General features: G+C 67.4%; 19 protein-coding genes. 5 read left to right on the top strand and 14 right to left on the bottom strand.

Features of this window, described 5'->3' with window-relative positions; translation table 11 throughout:
- Positions 1-12: 12 nt before the first annotated feature.
- Both WC815_21035 and WC815_21030 read left to right on the top strand, forming a co-directional pair.
- Entirely contained in the window at positions 13-684 is a 672-nt protein-coding gene (locus tag WC815_21035) for an RNA polymerase sigma factor (GenBank protein ID MFA5911267.1), read from the top strand.
- Positions 681-950, top strand: a complete 270-nt coding sequence (locus tag WC815_21030) for a zf-HC2 domain-containing protein (protein MFA5911266.1) — start codon at positions 681-683, stop codon at positions 948-950. Before WC815_21035 ends, WC815_21030 begins: the two co-directional genes overlap by 4 nt.
- A 42-nt stretch (positions 951-992) precedes the next feature.
- On the opposite strand, the gene WC815_21025 is transcribed toward WC815_21030, so the two are convergent.
- Positions 993-1,616: a phosphoribosyltransferase family protein gene (locus WC815_21025; protein ID MFA5911265.1), complete on the bottom strand. Its 624-nt coding sequence runs from the start codon at positions 1,614-1,616 to the stop codon at positions 993-995.
- Complete coding sequence (locus WC815_21020) at positions 1,617-2,921, bottom strand: dihydroorotase (GenBank protein MFA5911264.1); 1,305 nt, start codon at positions 2,919-2,921, stop codon at positions 1,617-1,619. It abuts the gene before it with no gap.
- A 125-nt stretch (positions 2,922-3,046) separates the two neighbouring features.
- Between WC815_21020 and WC815_21015 the strand changes: the two genes are divergently transcribed.
- Entirely contained in the window at positions 3,047-4,015 is a 969-nt protein-coding gene (locus WC815_21015; GenBank protein MFA5911263.1) for a RibD family protein, read from the top strand.
- 27 nt (positions 4,016-4,042) lie between these two features.
- Here WC815_21015 and WC815_21010 read toward each other — a convergent pair whose 3' ends face one another.
- Genes WC815_21010 through WC815_20990 form a run of 5 tightly spaced genes read right to left on the bottom strand, consistent with a single transcriptional unit; the run spans position 4,043 to position 8,291 of the window.
- Positions 4,043-4,927, bottom strand: coding sequence for a class I SAM-dependent methyltransferase (locus tag WC815_21010; GenBank protein MFA5911262.1), 885 nt, complete (start codon positions 4,925-4,927; stop codon positions 4,043-4,045).
- Positions 4,906-5,799 carry a class I SAM-dependent methyltransferase gene (locus WC815_21005; protein ID MFA5911261.1) on the bottom strand — a complete coding sequence of 298 codons (894 nt, stop codon included), beginning with the start codon at positions 5,797-5,799 and terminating at the stop codon, positions 4,906-4,908. Before WC815_21005 ends, WC815_21010 begins: the two co-directional genes overlap by 22 nt.
- Complete coding sequence (locus tag WC815_21000; protein MFA5911260.1) at positions 5,792-6,850, bottom strand: glycosyltransferase family 4 protein; 1,059 nt, start codon at positions 6,848-6,850, stop codon at positions 5,792-5,794. Before WC815_21000 ends, WC815_21005 begins: the two co-directional genes overlap by 8 nt.
- 27 nt (positions 6,851-6,877) lie before the next feature.
- Positions 6,878-7,291, bottom strand: coding sequence for a 6-carboxytetrahydropterin synthase (locus WC815_20995; protein MFA5911259.1), 414 nt, complete (start codon positions 7,289-7,291; stop codon positions 6,878-6,880).
- A 28-nt stretch (positions 7,292-7,319) separates the two neighbouring features.
- Entirely contained in the window at positions 7,320-8,291 is a 972-nt protein-coding gene (locus WC815_20990; GenBank protein MFA5911258.1) for a zinc-binding alcohol dehydrogenase, read from the bottom strand.
- 134 nt (positions 8,292-8,425) lie between these two features.
- Between WC815_20990 and WC815_20985 the strand changes: the two genes are divergently transcribed.
- Entirely contained in the window at positions 8,426-9,133 is a 708-nt protein-coding gene (locus WC815_20985; GenBank protein ID MFA5911257.1) for a CDP-alcohol phosphatidyltransferase family protein, read from the top strand.
- Positions 9,134-9,233: 100 nt separating this feature from the next.
- Here the strand turns inward: WC815_20985 and WC815_20980 are convergent, their stop codons facing one another.
- Entirely contained in the window at positions 9,234-9,965 is a 732-nt protein-coding gene (locus tag WC815_20980) for a hypothetical protein (protein ID MFA5911256.1), read from the bottom strand.
- Between the two features lie 34 nt (positions 9,966-9,999).
- On the opposite strand from WC815_20980, the gene rlmF reads away from it, so the two are divergent.
- The gene (gene rlmF, locus WC815_20975; GenBank protein MFA5911255.1) at positions 10,000-10,908 is read left to right on the top strand and encodes a 23S rRNA (adenine(1618)-N(6))-methyltransferase RlmF; all 909 of its coding nucleotides are present in this window, start codon (positions 10,000-10,002) and stop codon (positions 10,906-10,908) included.
- A 10-nt stretch (positions 10,909-10,918) separates the two neighbouring features.
- Here the strand turns inward: rlmF and WC815_20970 are convergent, their stop codons facing one another.
- The 6 genes from WC815_20970 to corA all read right to left on the bottom strand — a co-directional run bounded on the left by WC815_20970 (position 10,919) and on the right by corA (position 17,194).
- On the bottom strand, positions 10,919-12,484 hold the full coding sequence (locus tag WC815_20970) for a sulfatase-like hydrolase/transferase (protein ID MFA5911254.1): 1,566 nt from the start codon (positions 12,482-12,484) through the stop codon (positions 10,919-10,921).
- 3 nt (positions 12,485-12,487) lie between these two features.
- Positions 12,488-13,138 carry a GTP cyclohydrolase II gene (gene ribA / locus WC815_20965; protein ID MFA5911253.1) on the bottom strand — a complete coding sequence of 217 codons (651 nt, stop codon included), beginning with the start codon at positions 13,136-13,138 and terminating at the stop codon, positions 12,488-12,490.
- A 61-nt stretch (positions 13,139-13,199) separates the two neighbouring features.
- A complete protein-coding gene (locus WC815_20960; GenBank protein ID MFA5911252.1) occupies positions 13,200-14,171 on the bottom strand; it encodes an aspartate carbamoyltransferase catalytic subunit in 972 nt (323 codons plus the stop codon).
- Positions 14,172-14,174: 3 nt separating this feature from the next.
- Positions 14,175-14,711, bottom strand: a complete 537-nt coding sequence (gene pyrR / locus WC815_20955) for a bifunctional pyr operon transcriptional regulator/uracil phosphoribosyltransferase PyrR (GenBank protein MFA5911251.1) — start codon at positions 14,709-14,711, stop codon at positions 14,175-14,177.
- A gap of 102 nt (positions 14,712-14,813) precedes the next feature.
- Positions 14,814-16,229, bottom strand: a complete 1,416-nt coding sequence (locus WC815_20950; GenBank protein ID MFA5911250.1) for an amidase — start codon at positions 16,227-16,229, stop codon at positions 14,814-14,816.
- On the bottom strand, positions 16,229-17,194 hold the full coding sequence (gene corA / locus WC815_20945) for a magnesium/cobalt transporter CorA (GenBank protein MFA5911249.1): 966 nt from the start codon (positions 17,192-17,194) through the stop codon (positions 16,229-16,231). Before corA ends, WC815_20950 begins: the two co-directional genes overlap by 1 nt.
- Positions 17,195-17,201 lie beyond the last annotated feature (7 nt).

Below are 17,201 nucleotides of genomic sequence, written 5' to 3'. Positions count from 1 at the left end.
CTGACAAGATTCATGACCACGAAAAAGGTGACAAAGGCAGTTGGCGGCAGGAGTGTCACCAAAAAGCAGCGGCTGAATCCCTTGCATACGGGCGCGGTGGACCCGGCGACGGACGAATATGCCGGACTGGTCACCGCGGCTGCCAGCGGCGACGAAGCGGCCCTCGAACGGCTGCTGATGCGGGCTCAAGAGGTGGCGTGGCGGTTCAGCACCTCGGTATGCGGACATGCCGACGACGCCGAAGACGCGATGCAGGAAGCCCTGATCAAGACGTATCGCTACGTTGGCCGCATCAAGGAACCGGAGGCCTTCCGCCCATGGCTGTATCGCACCGTGCGCAACGCGTGCCTGATGGGGAGGCGGAAGAAAGTGGACGAACCGCGACGGCTGCAGTCGCTGGACGAGATGTTGCCGGGCCCCGACCACCCGATCGGCATCGATCCGCCGCACCCGGGCAAGAACCCGGAGCAACTGGCCGACAATGCCGGCCTTCGTCGTCGCTTGCGGAAGGCGTTGCGCCGTCTGCCCGCTCCCTACCGCGCGATTGTGTTCATGCGGGAGATGGAGGGGCTGTCGACTCGAGAGGTAGCGGAGGTAATGGGGATTTCAGAGGACAACGTGAAGACTCGCCTGCACCGTGCCCGTGTGCAACTCCAGGCGGAGTTGGGGGAGCAGGCGAAGTGACCACGCCCAAACGCCCGTCTGCCCGCTGCCGCTCCCTGCTGCTGGAGGTGTCGCAGTTCCTGGATGGAGACCTGACGCCCGCGCGGCGCAAGACCATCGAGCGTCATATCACCGAATGCGGATGTTGCGGAACGCTGGCCGGTCGGTTGCGGAAGACGATAGCCGCGTGCCGCGCCGAGGGGAACAAGCGTCCGCCCGTCGCGGTGAGGGCACGCGCCGCCGCGCGCATCAAGAAGCTGCTGGCTGCGAGGCATCGGTCCGCCTAAAGGCGGACGCCACATGGAATGTAGCATCCGGCTTTAGCCGGATTAAAAACTCGTAATCGGCACCTTCGCGGCGCACAGTGGACACGACGCCGCGGGATGATTCGGCGGCGCCTTGTATTCGACCAGCGCCACGTTCGGCACATCCAGGCTCACGCACGCCTCGCAGCGATCCACGATCTGCATGGTGCCGATGACGATGCCGCCGGCTTCGGCCACCAGGTCGGCGCACTTGCGGAACGTGGTTCCCGTATTCCGCACGTCGTCCACAATCAGCACGCGCTTGCCGCGCATGCGCCGCGCATAGAACGGGCTCAGGCTCGGCGCGCCTTCCTGGTCGCCGAACGGGGCGAACGAGTAGGGCGGATGCGTCATGGTGCGGCGGCCGTCGAGCAATCCGGCCACCGTGTGCGCGAGCAGGGCGCCGCCCGTCGCCGGCCCGGCGACGACCTCGGCGGTTTCCACGAAGTCCACGGGCATCACGTCGATCAGATCCTGGGCCACGCGCCAGATCGTCGATGGCCACTGGAACAGCTGGTGCGGGTTCAGGTAGAGCCTGCCGTGGAAGCCGTTGCCGTAGTCGAAGTGGCCTTCCATCACCACTTCGAAGCGGCGCATGTCTTCCAGCGCCCGGGCCCTCACCTCGTCGTGTCGCGCGTTGCTGGTCATTTATGTCAGTTTCACCGCTGGGTTGGCATAGACGGTGCGGCCACCGACGATGGTCGCGGCCACACCACCCTTGAAGGACCAGCCGTCAAACGGCGTGTTCTTCGACTTGCTCACGAGCTTGGTCTTGTCCACCGTGACCGGCAGGTCGAGGGCCAGGATGGTGATGTCGGCGGGCGCCCCCACCGACAGCGAGCCGCCGGGCACGTGAAGAATCTTCGCCGGATTCACCGACATCAACTCGACCATGCGCGACAGCGAGATCAGGCCGGTGTGCACCAGCCGGTCCAGCGTGATCGGCACGGCCGTCTCGAGGCCGACAATGCCGAACGGGGCGCGGTCGAACTCCACGTTCTTCTCGTCGTAGTGATGCGGCGCGTGGTCGGTCGAAATCACGTCCACCGTGCCGTCAACGATGCCGGCGATCATCGCGTCGCGGTCGCGGGCCTCGCGCAGCGGCGGGTTCATCTTGGTGTTGGTGTCGTAGGCCACCGGCGCCGCCAGCATGTCGTCGGTCAGTGTGAAGTGGTGCGGGCACACCTCGCAAGTGACCTTGACGCCGCGGCTCTTGCCCTGGCGGACTGCTTCGATGGTGGTCCACGCGCTCATGTGCGCGATGTGAATATGGCCGCCGGTCATCTCGGCGAGCAGGATGTCGCGGCCCGCGGTGATGGCCTCGGCCACACCGGGAATGCCGCGCAGGCCGAGCGAAGCCGCCACCGGGCCCTCGTGAGCCACGCCGTCGCCCTTGAGCGTCTGGTCTTCGCAGTGCTCGATCACCGGCATGTCGAACATGCTGGTGTACTCGAGCGCGCGCCTGGCCAGGAGCGCCGTTGCCACCGGCAAGCCATCGTCGGTGACGGCGACACAGCCGGCGTCTCTTAGCTCCGCGATGTCGGCGAGCTCTTCGCCCTTCTGCCCGCGAGAGACGGCGCCGATCGGATACACACGCGCCAGGTTCGCTTCCGCCGCCTTCTGCAGAATGAGCTTGGTGACACCGGCGTTGTCGTTCACCGGCTTGGTGTTCGGCATGCACGCCACGGCGGTGAATCCGCCGGCCACCGCCGAGGCCACGCCGGTCGCCACTGTCTCTTTGTGTTCCTGCCCGGGCTCACGCAGGTGCACGTGCATGTCGATGAGGCCGGGGCACACCACGAGGCCGGCCGGAATCTGGATCACCTCGGCGCCGTCGGCCTTCAGATCCTGACCTACCTCGGCAATGCGATCGCCGTCGATCAGCACATCGAAGATGCCGTCGCGTCCGTTGGCCGGGTCGACGACGCGGCCGCCCTTGAGCAAGCGTTTCATGAGTGTGTTGGGAGCATCTGCGGCATGCGCCGCCCGAGTGGCAGGAATGTGGTCATGGACACCTCTTCTCGGACTCGCGGGCCCGCGTTAAAGAGACGCTGGTGAGTATGGCATAGTGATGGGAGGTGTCGCCAGAGAGCATTTCTTCGCCACCGGCTGTGGCCGCCGACGCCGTCTGGCACCTGCTGCTGGCCGCGAGCGCCATGGCCGGCGCCATGGAGCGTGACGGTCGCGCGCGGTCGTTCGCGCTGGATGCCTGCGCGACGCTGCAGCCGCTGGCCGGTGACGCTGACGACGCCGTGCTCGAGTGGCGACCCGGCACCGGATGGCACTCGCGCCTGCCGGCCGACAGCGTGGGGTCACACCTGCTCGATCTCTACCTCCCCATCTGCAGCGCGACGCCGGCCCGACCGATGACCATCGGCCACCTCGGCCAGAGTCTCGACGGCTTCATCGCCACCCATTCGGGCGATTCGCAGTTCGTCACCGGCGGCGGCAACATTCTTCATTTGCATCGCATGCGCGCCTTGTGCGACGCGGTCGTCGTCGGCGCCGGCACCGTGGCTGCCGACGATCCACAGTTGACGACCCGTCACGTGACGGGACCACATCCGCTGCGCGTGATCTTCGACCCGGGCCGCCGGCTGGCGCCCACCTTCCGGCTCTTCACCGACGGGGCGGCCCCCACGCTGTATATCTGTGAGCAATCACGCTTGGCGCCAGGGGAGGGCCTGGTGGGCGACGCCACTGCCGTCGGCATCGGCGATGGGCCCGGCGGCGTGTCGGAGGTGTTGCAGTTGCTGCGCGCGCGCGGCTGCGCCCGCGTGTTCGTCGAAGGCGGCGGCGTCACGGTGTCGGCGTTTCTGGAAGCGAACCTGCTGAATCGACTGCAGATTGCCATCGCGCCGGTGTTGATCGGCGACGGCCGCCCCGCCATCCGGCTGGCGCCGCAGGCCCGCCTGCGCGACTGCCTGCGCCCCGGCTACCGCGTGTTCCGGATGGGCGGCGACGTGCTGTTCGATTGCGAGCTGGATTCCCAGACCAACACCGGTCACGCCACCGACAGCGAACCCGTCATCACGCGCGTGATCTAGCGTTTCGTACTTCTCACTTCCAACTTCTCACTTCTCACTTCTGAAAGTGACGAGATCGTAGCCCAGCCACCCTTTCTCAAGGCACTCCTGCAGCGCGCTTCCGCCGGCCAAGTAGTCGTAGCGACCGGCGCTCAACGGCAGCAGCCTGAGCAGCGGCAATAGAACGTCGAGCACGCGGTCGCGCCCACGGCGAAGCTCGAGGTACGGCGACAGATCGACGGTGGCGTCGTGCTCGAAGCCGTGGTTTCGCGCCAGCGCCTGCAGCGCCTCCCGATTCGGCAGTGCGTTGACATGCCAGCCTCGGCAAAAGCGATCGATGGCGCGAGCGGCCCTGGGATCCGCGGTGGGCCGGCGGAAGTCGTCGCAGACGACGAGCGCGCCGCCAGGTCGGACCAGCCGCCGGCACTGCTCGAAGAAACGATCGGGCGCCGGGCCATGCACGAACGACTCAATGGCGTACGCCAGATCCGCCGTGCCCAGTTCGGGCGGCAGTGCGTTGAAGTCGCCCTCGAGACAGACCACACGATCCGACAGACCGGCCTCGTGGATGCGGGTCTGGGCGAGCCGGGCCTGCACGGGACTGAGCGTGATGCCGGTCACGCGCACAGGCAGGCGCGCTGCCAGGTAGCACGCACTGCCGGCGACGCCGCAGCCGAGATCGACGATGTGAAGTGGACGCCCGGCAACAGCGGGCAGGCTGTGAATGAGTTCCGCGATCCGATCCTCGACGTAGTGAAACGCCTGGGCGCGATTGCTGACACCCGGCCCCCACACCGCGCGATGGATCGCGCCGGCACCCCCGCCCTGTCCGTGCGAGACAAACGCCGCAGTGTGACGATCGTAGTAGTCGCGGACCTGGGCCAGGCCGAAACGGGGCGCCGGCTGCGAGCTCATGGCCGTGTCGCCGGCCACGCCGCCAGGTCGTGATGGCGCACGACGATGCGTGATTGCCCGGCCTGAATGTGCGCCAGCCGGCGATCGCGCCAATTGGTGATGCGCGGCAGCAGGTCCGGCGCCAACTCGCCGGCGGCACGTGCCCAGTCGCCGACGAGGTAGCGCTGCATGTCATCCTGGACCGGCCCCAGGTTCCAATCGGTGGGCTCGGTGCGGACCTGGTATCCGATCGCGGCGAAGCAGCGCTCGGCGCACGCCACCGCGTCTGGACCAGCGGCAATGCCGCCCAGTCCCTTGTCGGTGTGCTGGTGCCGGTTCAACAACTCCCGAACCAGGTCGTCGTCGGGCTCCGCCGGCCAACAAGACGACTCGCCGTTATAGGTGAGGGCGAACAGTGCGGCCGCGCCCACATCTCGGCATTGCGCGGCGAGCGACCGCAGCCACGACTCCGACACGAGATCCAGCAGTGCCGATGCGGTGACCAGGTGCCGCCCCGCGAACAACCCCGCATCGTCCAGCTCTCGCAGGTCCCGCTGCAGCGTTTCGATCTCGCAGTCCAGCGACCCGTGGCTGACGCGCAGACCGGTCGCGTGCGAGTGGAACGCATAGCCGCGCGCCGCGGCCCAGGACGCGGTGCGATCGGTCACGAGCGCGAGCAGGTCCGGGTTTCGGTCAACGACCAGCCAACGCTGGTGGCCGGGCAGGCGCTCGGCCAGATAACGAAGGTTGGACCCCGTGCCAGTGGCGAGGTCCAGCACGTTGTAGGGCGCCCCTTTATGGGGCGCCGTCTGGGCCGTTTCATCAACGACCTGCTGGACGAGCCGCGGCGACCGCGCTTCCCAATCGGCGGCCTCGCGCAGCCGCAGCCAGTCGGCGAGGGAATCAGTCATGGGCATCGAGTCCCTTGAGGGCCGCGTCCATCCGGGCGGCCGCTTGTTCCCAACCCGGTAACCGATCGCGAACCTGCCGAGCGCCGGCGGCAAGGTGCGCACGAAGGCCGGCGTCGACGATGACGCGCGACAGCGCCTCGGCAAGGGCGTCCACATCTCCCGGCGGCACGAGGAGGCCGGCGTCGTGGCCAACGAGATCGGGAATCGCTCCGGTGGTGGTGCTCACCACCGGCAGTCCATGAGCCAGCGCCTCGGCCACCGCCATTCCGTAGGTTTCACGCCGTGTCGCCAGCACGAAGACATCCGCGTGGTCGTAGCAGGCCGCGAGGGCCGCCGCATCCAGTTCACCAGCAAGAGTGACGCGGTCCTCGAGTTCCAGTTGACGCACGAGGCCGCGAACGCGGTCGGCGGCGGCGCGATCGCGCGTGAGGCTGCCGGCGCAGGCCAGGTGCCAATCGCGATTCGGAACGGCTGCCAGCGCCGAGAGCAGGACGTCGTGACCCTTCCCAGAGTTGATCGTCGCCACGCAGAGCAGGCGCACCGCAGGGCCGCCGGAGCCGCGGCTCAAGGGCGCCGGGTCGGTGCCGGGTTCGACGACGACCACCCGGCCGCGCGGAAGCGAGTATCGCTCCAGCAGGTCGAGCGTCGCCGTGCCGGTGACCACGACCAGCGCTGAAGCAACGAGCGCGCGGTGCTCCGCCGCCGCGAAGCGCGCGCGGCTGTCGGGATCGAAGCTCACGTCGGCGGCAAGGGGAAGGTGCACGAGTGCGACGATGCGCAGGCGCGCGGCTTCGCGTTCGATGAGATCGGGCAGCGCGCTGAGTGCGAGGCCATCCATGATCACCAACGTACCGGCGGCCAGCGACGCGAGCGCATCGGCGGCGCCACTGACCGCGGCTGCGGTCGGTTTCGGAAAGCTGGCCTCGAGCTCCACGACGCTGATATCCCAGCCGCGCCGGCGCAAGCCATCGGCCATCCGCCGGTCGTAGATCGAGCCGCCGGTCCGCGTGGCGATTGAGCCTGGCACGACGAACGCCGCTGGTGGCCTCACCTGAACCTGCCTAATCTGCGGCTGTGATCAATCGGCGGCGGCGCCCACGCCACCTTCGTAGGACGCCGACGCGACGTGTGATTCCTGCAACGTCACGCGCAGACTCTCGACGGCGCCGGCGCCTGGCCCGAGGTCGCCGCGCCGGATTGCCGCCACCAGGCGATCGAACACGACGCGCGCGATGAACTCGGTGGTGGTGTTCCGTCCCTTGAACTCCGGCACGTCATCCAGGTTGCGGAAGTTCAGATCGGCCAGCACCTTCTTCAGCGCATCGCCGGCCCGGCCAATGTCGATGACAATGCCGTCGGCGTCAAGATCGGGGCGACGGAACTCGGCGTCAACGACGTAGGTGGCGCCGTGCAGGCGCTGGGCGGGACCGAACACGTCGCCCCTGAAGCTATGCGCGATCATGATGTGGTCGCGCACGGTTACGTAGTACATCGAGCTCTCCTTCTGTCGTCGCGAATGGTCAATACCGGATGCGATGGCACAACGCGTCGCCCGGCGCGCTCACCAGGCCGGCCATCACCTCCGGCAACATGTCGAACGGACTCTCCCCCGTGATCACGGCATCCAGCGCCGGATCGCGAAGCATGCCCAGCACCAGTTGCATTCGGCGGCGATGGTCCCACCTCGCGCGCTGGGCCGGGGCAATGCGGCCTACCTGCGACGAGGCCAGGGTCAGGCGTTTCGAGTGAAACGCGCCTCCCAGAGGCAATGTCACGACTTGATCGCCGAACCAGCTCATCTCGACAATGATCGCTTCGAGCCCAGCGACGTTCAGCGCCAGCGCGAGCCCGGAAGGGGATCCGCTGGCGTGGATGACGACGTCTGCATCACCCGCGGCCGCTTCGGGTGTGGTGAAGGGCACACCCAGCGCGCGCGCCACTGCCGCGCGTCGAGGGTTGATGTCCACCAATTCGACCACGCACTCCGGGAGGCGATTGGCCAGCCACGCCGTGAGCAGGCCGACCGTGCCGGCGCCGATCACCGTGATGCGATCACCAACGTGTGGGCGGGCGTCCCAGATGCCGTTGAGCGCGGTCTCGAGGTTCGCGGCCAGCACGGCCCGTGACGGCGGCACCTCGTCCGGCAGAACGTGCACGGCGGCCGCGGGCACTACGAAGCGCGTCTGGTGCGGATGCAGCACGAACACATGGCGGCCCGTCAGCTCCGCGGGACCCTGTTCGACGACGCCTGACGCTGAGTAGCCGTACTTCACTGGAGCGGGAAACTCGCCCACCTGGAACGGCGCACGCATCCGGGTCCACTCGCTCTGGGGGACGCGGCCGCCGAAGACGAGCGTCTCGGTGCCGCGGCTGATGCCGCTGTACAGCGCACGCACCACGACCTCGTCACCGCCGGGGGCACGCAGTGCTTCCGCTCTGATCTCACCGCGGCCGGGCTCAGCCACCCAGAACGCTTGTGCGTCTCCACTCATTGCCGCTCGCGCTCCCAAATCACCAAATCCCCAAATCCCCAGGTCACCAAATCCCGGATCCCAAATCCTCAAATCACCAGATCTCCAAATCACCAGATCTCTGGTCCCATTCTGTCCCAGTTACAATGCCGCCCTTGCCTCTTCGCATTCGGGTCCTGCTCGCGAGCGGCGTCGGCGCTGCCGGCGTGGTCGTCGTCTCCTTTGTGATCGGACCGTGGCTGCAGGCATCGGCCGGGTATCCATGGAAGGCGGCGACGGTTTTCGCCGTGATGATGGCGGTCGCGGTGGCCACCGTCGCTGCGTATCACCCGTTCGCGCGATTCGGACCGGCCAATTACGTAACGATGCTTCGCGCCGCGATGGTCGCACTGGCGGCGGCCCTGAGCGTGGAGCCGCCAACGGCGGCCATCGCGTGGTGGGTGGTCGGCACTACCGCGTGCCTGGCGGCGCTGGACGGCCTCGATGGCTGGCTGGCGCGGCGGACCGGCCTGGTCAGCGCCTTCGGCGCCCGGTTCGACGTCGAGGTCGATAGCCTGCTAATCCTGGTGCTGGCGATCTTCGTGTGGCGACACGAGAAGGCCGGGGCGTGGGTGCTGGCGTGTGGGTTGATGCGCTACGCGTTCGTCGCCGCCGGGTGGGCGCTGCCGTGGCTGGCCGGCCCGTTGCGGCCAACCTTTCGCGGCAAGAGTGTCGCCGTTGGACAATTCGCCGGCCTGAGCATGGCCCTCGCCCGCGTCGTTCCGGCTCCCACCAGTGACGTCATCGCGGCGATGACCCTGGCGGCGCTCGTGTGGTCGTTTGGGATTGATGTGAGGCGGTTGTGGCGGGGTGAGGGAGCGTGATTGGTGCCGAGATACAGAGAAGGCATCGCCTAGGCACGGAGTCGAATCTCATCGCGTGGTCGGACCCGTGCTGCCTGCGTTGGCGGCCCGCGGCCGTTCGTCACACGGGCGGCTGCAACGCGTCCAGGCGATTGGTGGCGACCAGGATGTCGCGCTTCAGCCGCCTGATCATGTCTTTCACCAGGTCCTTCCCCTTGGCGGCCTCTTCGTCCACCATTGCCTTCAACTGCCACATCGGCGAATCCTGCAGGGCCGCCTGATCGCTGGCCAGCATCTCCAACTGTTCCTCGATCTGCGCGATGCGGCGAACTAGCCGCAATCGGCTCGCCTCCGGGCCGGTCCCCTGGATCGCTTCTGGACTTCGCTCCCACGCCTGCAGGATGCCGCGCAGCTGTTCCTCGTCGCCCAGGGCGTAGGCCAGGTTGGCTTCGATCATCAGCGAGTGACGCCGGTCGCGAGTGACCTGGTCGCGGGCGAGGTCGGGATGAATCGCCTTCGCGACATCGCGAAACAGCTTGCGGACGGCGTCTGTCGTGTATCGCGGCTGCGGCTCTGGCCGCGCGGGGGCGGGCGCGGCGTCCGGTCCGCCGGCGGCCGCTAATCGCTTCGACAACTCGCCCAGTTCGGCTTCGGCCAGCGCGAGCTCCAACCGGTCGAGTTCGTCGTGTAGCAGGCCGACCTCGTGACGATATCTGATTTTGAATGCGGCCAGGTCCGCCCGGGTCCGGGCGACGTGGCCGCGACGTTCGGTGTGAAGGTGTTCGAGCTCGGAAAGCCGCGAGCGCAGGCGGTCGTGGTCGTTGGGTCGTTCCGCCTGGACCAGCGTGGTCACACTAAGATGATATCGAATTGGTCAGGACGAGGCGATGATCAGGCGGTCGGTCAAGGAACAACTGCATCCGCGCAACCGGTTTCGGACCGGGTACGACTTCCCACGGCTGATCGCATGCAGCCCGCGATTGGCCGCGTTCGTCGCGCCAAACGCGTACCGGGATGCATCCATCGACTACGCCAACCCGGAGGCAGTGAAGGCGCTCAACCAGGCGCTGCTCAAGCACGCTTACGGAATCGACACTTGGGACGTGCCGTCAGGCTACCTGTGTCCGCCGATTCCTGGGCGCAGTGACTATCTTCATCATCTCGCCGACCTGCCAGGGATTGGAGACGCCCCGGCGCGTCGTAAGCCCATCCTCGTCCTCGACATCGGGATGGGAGCCAATTGCATCTACCCGCTGATCGGGGCGCGCGAGTACGGCTGGCGTTTCGTCGGCTCGGAGATCGATCCAGTGGCGCTGCAATGGGCAAGAAAACTGGTGGCAGCTAATCCGGCGGTAACCGATCTGATCGAGTGCCGGTTACAGAAATCACCGCTCGCGTGTTTCAACGGCGTGGCCAAGGCGGGTGAGACATTCGACCTGTCGATGTGCAATCCGCCGTTTCATGCCTCGGCCGCTGCCGCTGCCGAGGGTACCCGCCGAAAGGGTCGCAACCTGGGCCACGAGAAAGCCGCGGCAACCGTCTTGAATTTTGGCGGCCAGGCGGGCGAACTCTGGTGCGACGGCGGCGAATTGGCGTTCGTGCGCCGTATGATCGCGGAAAGCGCCGAGCGGCCCCGGCTGTGCCGATGGTTCACCACCCTGGTCTCGAAGAGCGCGCATCTTCCGCGCCTGTTCCAATCGCTGGAGGAGGTGAAGGCCCTGGACGTCCGGACCCTCGAGATGGTGCATGGTCAGAAGAAGAGCCGCATTCTGGCCTGGACGTTCACGCGCTCTTAGGCACTCGTGTTTACTCGCGCGCGCCGAAGGCCTCCAGCAACATCGGCACGAGAGCGTGCATCTCGCCGGCGCCCGGACGCGCAGGCGCGAGCCCCGGGCTGAACCCCTTCGCGCGCAGGCGGCGCAGCACTTCGTCACGACTGGTAATCACGTGGACCGGCACGTCATGCGTCGCGGCGCGCCCGCTCACGGCGGCGGGCGGCTGGTGATCGCCGATCACGACCATCACCAGGTTCTCGCCGGCGTGCGCGCGAATGTAGCCGGCCAGGGTGTCGTAGCCGTAGGCGATGGCGCGCAGGTAGCTCGGCGCCAGGTCGGTGAGGTCCGGCGCGCCGGCGCTCGCGATGTCGGCGGGACGGTAGGCATCCCTCTGCAGCGTGCGCGACCACTCGGGCAGGTACGGCGGCACCGGCCCGAACGGCGCGTGCGAGGTGCTGGTGGGAAACACCGCGAACAGCGGCGCCCGTGACGCGGTGCCGCGCTCGAGGGCATCGAGCCTGGCCAGCGCGAACTGGTCGGGAATGCCCCACCAGCCGAACTCGGGCCCCTCATAGGCCAACAAGTCGCGTCCGTAAATGACATCGAAGCCATAGAACGCGCCTTCGGGCCAGGGCTGCCGCATGCCGGGCATCAGCGCCACGGTGCGGTAGCCGCCGCGCGCAAACGCCTTCACGAGGGTGTCGCGCGTGGACGCCATCAACGAGGTGTACTCGTACTGATCGGCGACCTTCACGCCCGAGAGCAGGCTGAGGTGCGCGAGCCACGACGAAGCACCGAAGGTGGGCGACTCGACGTACGCCGACACCAACTCGCGGCCCGCGGCGCCGACCGCGGCTTCGAAGTTGCGCCGGCTCGCCGCCAGCGCATCAGCGAACGCCGGGTTGTCGAACGTGACCGCGCCGTACGACTCCAGGAACACCAGCACGACGTCCGCTTCGTCCAAGCCGCGGAGGTCGGCGCCAAAGTCGGGGCTGTCGCTCAGCACGGGCGAGGTGCCTCCGGTCCCCACCATCGCGACAACGTACCGGGCCTGGCGGAAATATGCGCCGGTCGCGGGATCCGCAAACGACAACCGGACGGGTGCGAACGAGGTGACCTGCTGTGCTACGAAGGTGGTGATCACCAGCGCCGCCGCAGCGCCAAGCACGAGCCGGGCGCGGCGATTCCGCAGCGCCAGGGCGAGATGCCGAAGCGCCAGGCGTGCCAGGAAGTAGACGGCGGCAATCACGACAATCAGGCCCGCGACGGCCGCCACCACCTGCCACACCGGCACCACGCGCGCGAGCATGGCGGTGACGTTGCCCAGGTGGCGGGAATCCCAATAGACGTTGAAGTCGCGGCCGTACAGGCCAGGGGCGGTCACATCGAGGTAGTGACCGGCGACCATCAGCACCCACAGCGTCGGCAGCACCCGGCGCGCCAGGCGTTCGGCCCGTTGGTGCGCGACGGCCAGCAGCAGCACGCACACGGCGAGCTCCACCGACAGCGCCGCCTCCCAACGAATGTTCGGAGTGGGCCACACGTTACCGAACGTGAGCGACGCATTCAGCAGGAAGAGGGCGGCGGCGGCCAGCACTGGCTACACCGACGAGAGCAGGTGGCCCAGCTTGTCTTTCTTGGTCTTCAGGTAGCGCTTGGTCGAGGCGGTGGCCAGAATCTCGATCGGCAGGCGCTCACTGACCGACAGGCCTTCGCCGGTGATGCCCGCCAGCTTGCGCGGGTTGTTGCTCATCAACCGCGTGGAGCGCACGCCGAGGTCCTGCAGCATGCGAATCGCGGCGCGGTAGTCGCGCAGGTCGGCCGGGAAGCCGAGCCGCGCGTTGGCCTCCACCGTGTCGCAGCCGGCTTCCTGCAGGGCGTAGGCGCGGATCTTGTTCGCCAGCCCGATGCCGCGCCCTTCCTGGTTGAGGTAGAGCAGCACGCCGCGGCCCTCGTCGGCGATCCGCCGCAGCGCCGCTTGCAGCTGTTCGCCGCAGTCACAGCGCGCGGAATGAAAGATGTCGCCGGTGAGGCACGACGAATGCACGCGGGCCAGCACGTTCTCGCCGTCGCCAAGGTCGCCGCGCACCAGGGCGACGTGCGTGCCGCCGCCCAGCCCGTTCTCGAAGACGTGAATGGTGAACTCGCCGAACTCGGTCGGCAACTGCGCGGTGGCGACGCGGCGAACGGGAGCCCGGTGTCGAACCGCGTTGAGCACCGTGCTCACTCGCGCGCGAAACCACCGGATCATGACTGCAACCTGAACACACCAGACGGCAAGTCACCATCGTACGGGCGGCGCGAAGCGCGTGTCAATCCGCCCGGGCGGTGTCGCCGTCCCCGCCACCCGCCAGCAGGTAGAGCACGGCCATCCGCACCGCCACCCCGTTGGCCACCTGATCGAGGATGACCGACGACGCCCCGTCGGCGACTTCCGACGCGATCTCGACACCGCGATTGATCGGCCCGGGGTGCATGACGATCACATCGGGCTTGGCGCGGGCGACGCGGGCCTCGGTCATGCCGAAGGTGGTGAAGTACTCGCGCAGCGACGGGAAGTAGCCGCCTTGCATGCGCTCGAGCTGGATGCGCAGCATCATGATCACGTCGGCGCCTTCCACGGCCTCATCGACCCTGGTCGTGACCGTCACGCCCATTTGCTTCAAGCCGGGCGGAATCAGGGTGGCCGGTGCGCACACCCACACATCCGCGCCGAGCTTGGTCAGCAGCAGCACGTTCGAGCGCAGCACGCGGCTGTGCAGCAGGTCGCCGACAATCGCCACCTTCAGGCCCGCGAGCCGGCCCTTGCGCTCGCGAATCGTGAACGCATCCAGCAGCGCCTGCGTCGGGTGCTCGTGCATCCCGTCGCCGGCATTGACGATCGAGGCCTTGCAGATGCGCGACAGCAGGTGACAGGCGCCGGCCGAGGCGTGCCGCAGCACGATCATGCTGGGCGACATCGCCTCGAGGTTCATCGCCGTATCGACCAGCGTCTCGCCCTTCACCACGCTGGACGAGGCAATCGCGACGTTGAGCGTGTCGGCGCTGAGGCGCTTCTCGGCAATCTCGAACGAGGTCCGCGTGCGCGTGCTCGGCTCGAAGAACAGGTTGATCACCGTGCGGCCGCGGAGCGTCGGCACCTTCTTGATGGTGCGCTGGCCCACTTCCTTCATGGCGTCGGCGGTGTCGAGCACCAGGACGATTTCCTCGGGGCTGAGGTCGGCGATGCCGAGCAGGTGCTTGTGGCGAAGGGCCGTGAGCGGCGGCGTGGCGGCAACGTCCATGGCTTACTCCTTCCCCTGCAGCAGCACTTCGTCCACGCCGTCGAGTTCCAGGAGGCGGACCTGCACGCTTTCCTGGCGCGAGGTCGGCACGTTCTTGCCGACGTAGTCGGCCTTGATCGGCAGCTCGCGGTGTCCGCGGTCGACGAGAACGACCAGCTGAATCGACTTGGGACGGCCGAAGTCGGTCAGCGCATCGAGGGCGGCCCGCGTCGTGCGCCCGGTGTAAAGCACGTCGTCCACCAGCACGATGGTGCGGCCGTCGATGGAAAACGGAATCTCGGTCTTGCGGACAAGCGGCGCCAGGCCGACCGAGGCGCCCATCAGGTCGTCGCGGTAGAGCGTGATGTCGAGGGCGCCGACGGCGACCTCTTCCTTGGTGATCTGGAGGATGTCGCGGGCAAGGCGGTGCGCGATGGGTACGCCACGACTGCGCACGCCTACCAGGGCAAGGTTGGACAGACCGCGATTGTGCTCGATGATTTCGTGGGCGATGCGGGTAAGCGCGCGCGAGATGCGCTCCGCATCCATGACAACGGGCATATTCACCTCTTTGCGAACTCGCAGGTCCGCGTTTAAAGAGTGCGGAGGATCCTCCGCAGTGTGGTGGATTATATCACTTCGAACGCCTGGCCCTGGCCTTCCCTATGCCCCGTCAGGCCGCCGCTTGCCGACGCCGGTGGCCTGCTCGAAGGCGTGCCCCAACTGCAGCACGCCGAAGTCGTCGCGATGGCAGCCCACAATCTGAATCCCCACCGGCAGCCCCTCCGGCGTGAAGCCGGCCGGCACTGAAATCGCGGGGCGGCAGGTCGTCGAGATCCAGTACGCGGACTTCATCCACGCCACGTAGTTGTCCATGGCGACGCCGTCAATCGACTTGGGCCAGTCCAGGCCGGCGTCGAATGGCGGCACCTGGTTGACCGCGCACACCAGGAACTCATGGCGCTGCTGGAACACGCGCATCCGCTCGAGCAGCGCGCCGTGCTTGATGATCGCGCGCGCCACGTCCTCGCCGCTCAGCCTCGCCCCGGCCTCGATGTCCCAAATCGCTTCCGGCTTGATCAGCGATCGATGCTCGGCCAGCAACGCGCCGTTGGTATTCCAGTTCGCCCACGACCGCAACGTCAGGAAGATCTCGTCGACGTCGCTCAGGTCCGGCGTGGCGTCTTCGACGACGCAGCCGAGATCTTCGAAGATCCGGCGTTGCGCGTCGAGCACGGCGCGGACGCGATGGTCGAGCGGCAGGCCGCCCAGGTCGGGCGACCAGGCGACCCTGACGCCCCGCCAGTTGCGCTCGAGCGGCAGGGCAAACATCGACGGCCTGGACGGATAGGTCTGCGGATCGCGGCCGTCGGCGCCGGCCATCACGCTCAGCATGAACGCGACGTCTGCCACCGAGCGGGCCATCGGGCCCTTCACCGACACGCCAACCATCGGCAGTGGCGTGGGGGCAATCGGCACCAGCCCCACGGTGGGCCGCAGCGCGACGATGTTGTTGAAGTTGGCCGGGTTGCGGAGCGAGCCGCCGAGGTCGCCGCCGTCGGCGAGGGGCAGCATGCCCGAGGCAATCGCGGCCCCCGCGCCGCCGCTCGAACCGCCTGCGCTCTTGGTCCGATCGTAGGGATTGAACGTGGTGCCGTAGACCTTGTTGTAGGTGTGCGAGCCCATGCCGAACTCGGGCACGTTGGTCTTGCCGATGGGAATGGTCCCGGCCCGGCGCAGACGCTCGACAATCACCGTGTCTTCCGCCGGCATCACGTCCTTGAAGATCGGCGAGCCCTTGGTGCACGGAAAGCCGACGGCCGCCTCAAGGTCCTTGAACGCGATTGGCAGGCCGTGGAGCGGCCCCACCGGCTTCCCCTCCGCCAGCGCGCGGTCGGCCGAATCGGCCAGCGCCAGGCACGACTGATCGTCGAGCTTCGCGACGATGGCGTTGAGCGCGGGGTTGAGGCGGTTGATCTGCGCCAGGAACGCGGTCATCACTTCGCGCGCCGACACCTTGCGCGCGCGGATCGCCTCCGCCAGCTCCCGCGCGCTCGTGAAGCAGAGGGCGTCGGCCATCACATCCACTTGGCCTGCCGGAAGCGATAGATCAGGTAGATGTCAATCAGCACCATCGACGCCACCGCGGTCGGGTAGCCGTAGGCCCATTGCAGTTCCGGCATGTTGGCGAAGTTCATCCCGTAGACGCCCGCCACCATGGTCGGCACCGCGACCAGCGCGGCGTACGCCGCCAGCCGCTTGGTGACCTCGTTCTCCTGCAGCGTGATCAGCGACAGGTTGACCGAAATGGCGGTGGCCACCATGTCGCGCAGGCTGTCGATTGACTGCTTGAGGCGCAGCAGGTGGTCGTAGACGTCGCGGAAGTAGTCGTGCAGGCCGGCGCAAATCGGCGGCACGCGGCCGCCGTGCAGCTTCCCCGCCACTTCCAGGAGCGGCACGGTCGCATGGTCCAGCGTCATCAGCTTGCGCTTGAGCGAATACAACTCCTCGATCTGCACGCGCGTCGTCTGACCCGCGAAAATCCGCTCTTCGATCCCTTCGATCTCTTCGGTGAGGGCGTCGAGCACCGGGAAATACCGATCCACGACCGTGTCCATCAACGTGTAGAGCACGTAGGCGGGGCCGTGCTGCAGGAGCTCCGGCTCCTGCTCGCAGCGACGGCGAACTTCGGCGAAGCCCAACTGGGCGTCGCGCCGGACCGAGATGATGTACTGGGGCCCGACGAAGATCGCGACCTCGCCGGTCTGCAGGTCGTCGCCCACCGGTTCAATCAGGTGCAAGACGACGAACAGCGACGAGCCGTATTCGTCCATCTTCGGACGCTGGTGACCCTTCCGCGCGTCTTCGGTGGCGAGCTCGTGGAGGCCGAACTCCTCCTGCAGCAAGGCCAGTTCCTCGGGCTGGGGATCCTTCAGCGCCACCCAGACGAAACACTCCGGCCGATCCAGGTGCGCGCGCACCTCGCCGATCGGAATGTCGGACAGTTTCTGGCCGCGTTGGTAGGCAACACAGTTGACAAGCATGGTCTGC

The organism is Vicinamibacterales bacterium, assembly GCA_041659285.1.
In the GTDB taxonomy this organism is placed as follows: Bacteria; Acidobacteriota; Vicinamibacteria; order Vicinamibacterales; family UBA2999; genus 12-FULL-67-14b.
This window is presented reverse-complemented; position numbering and strand designations above follow the sequence as displayed.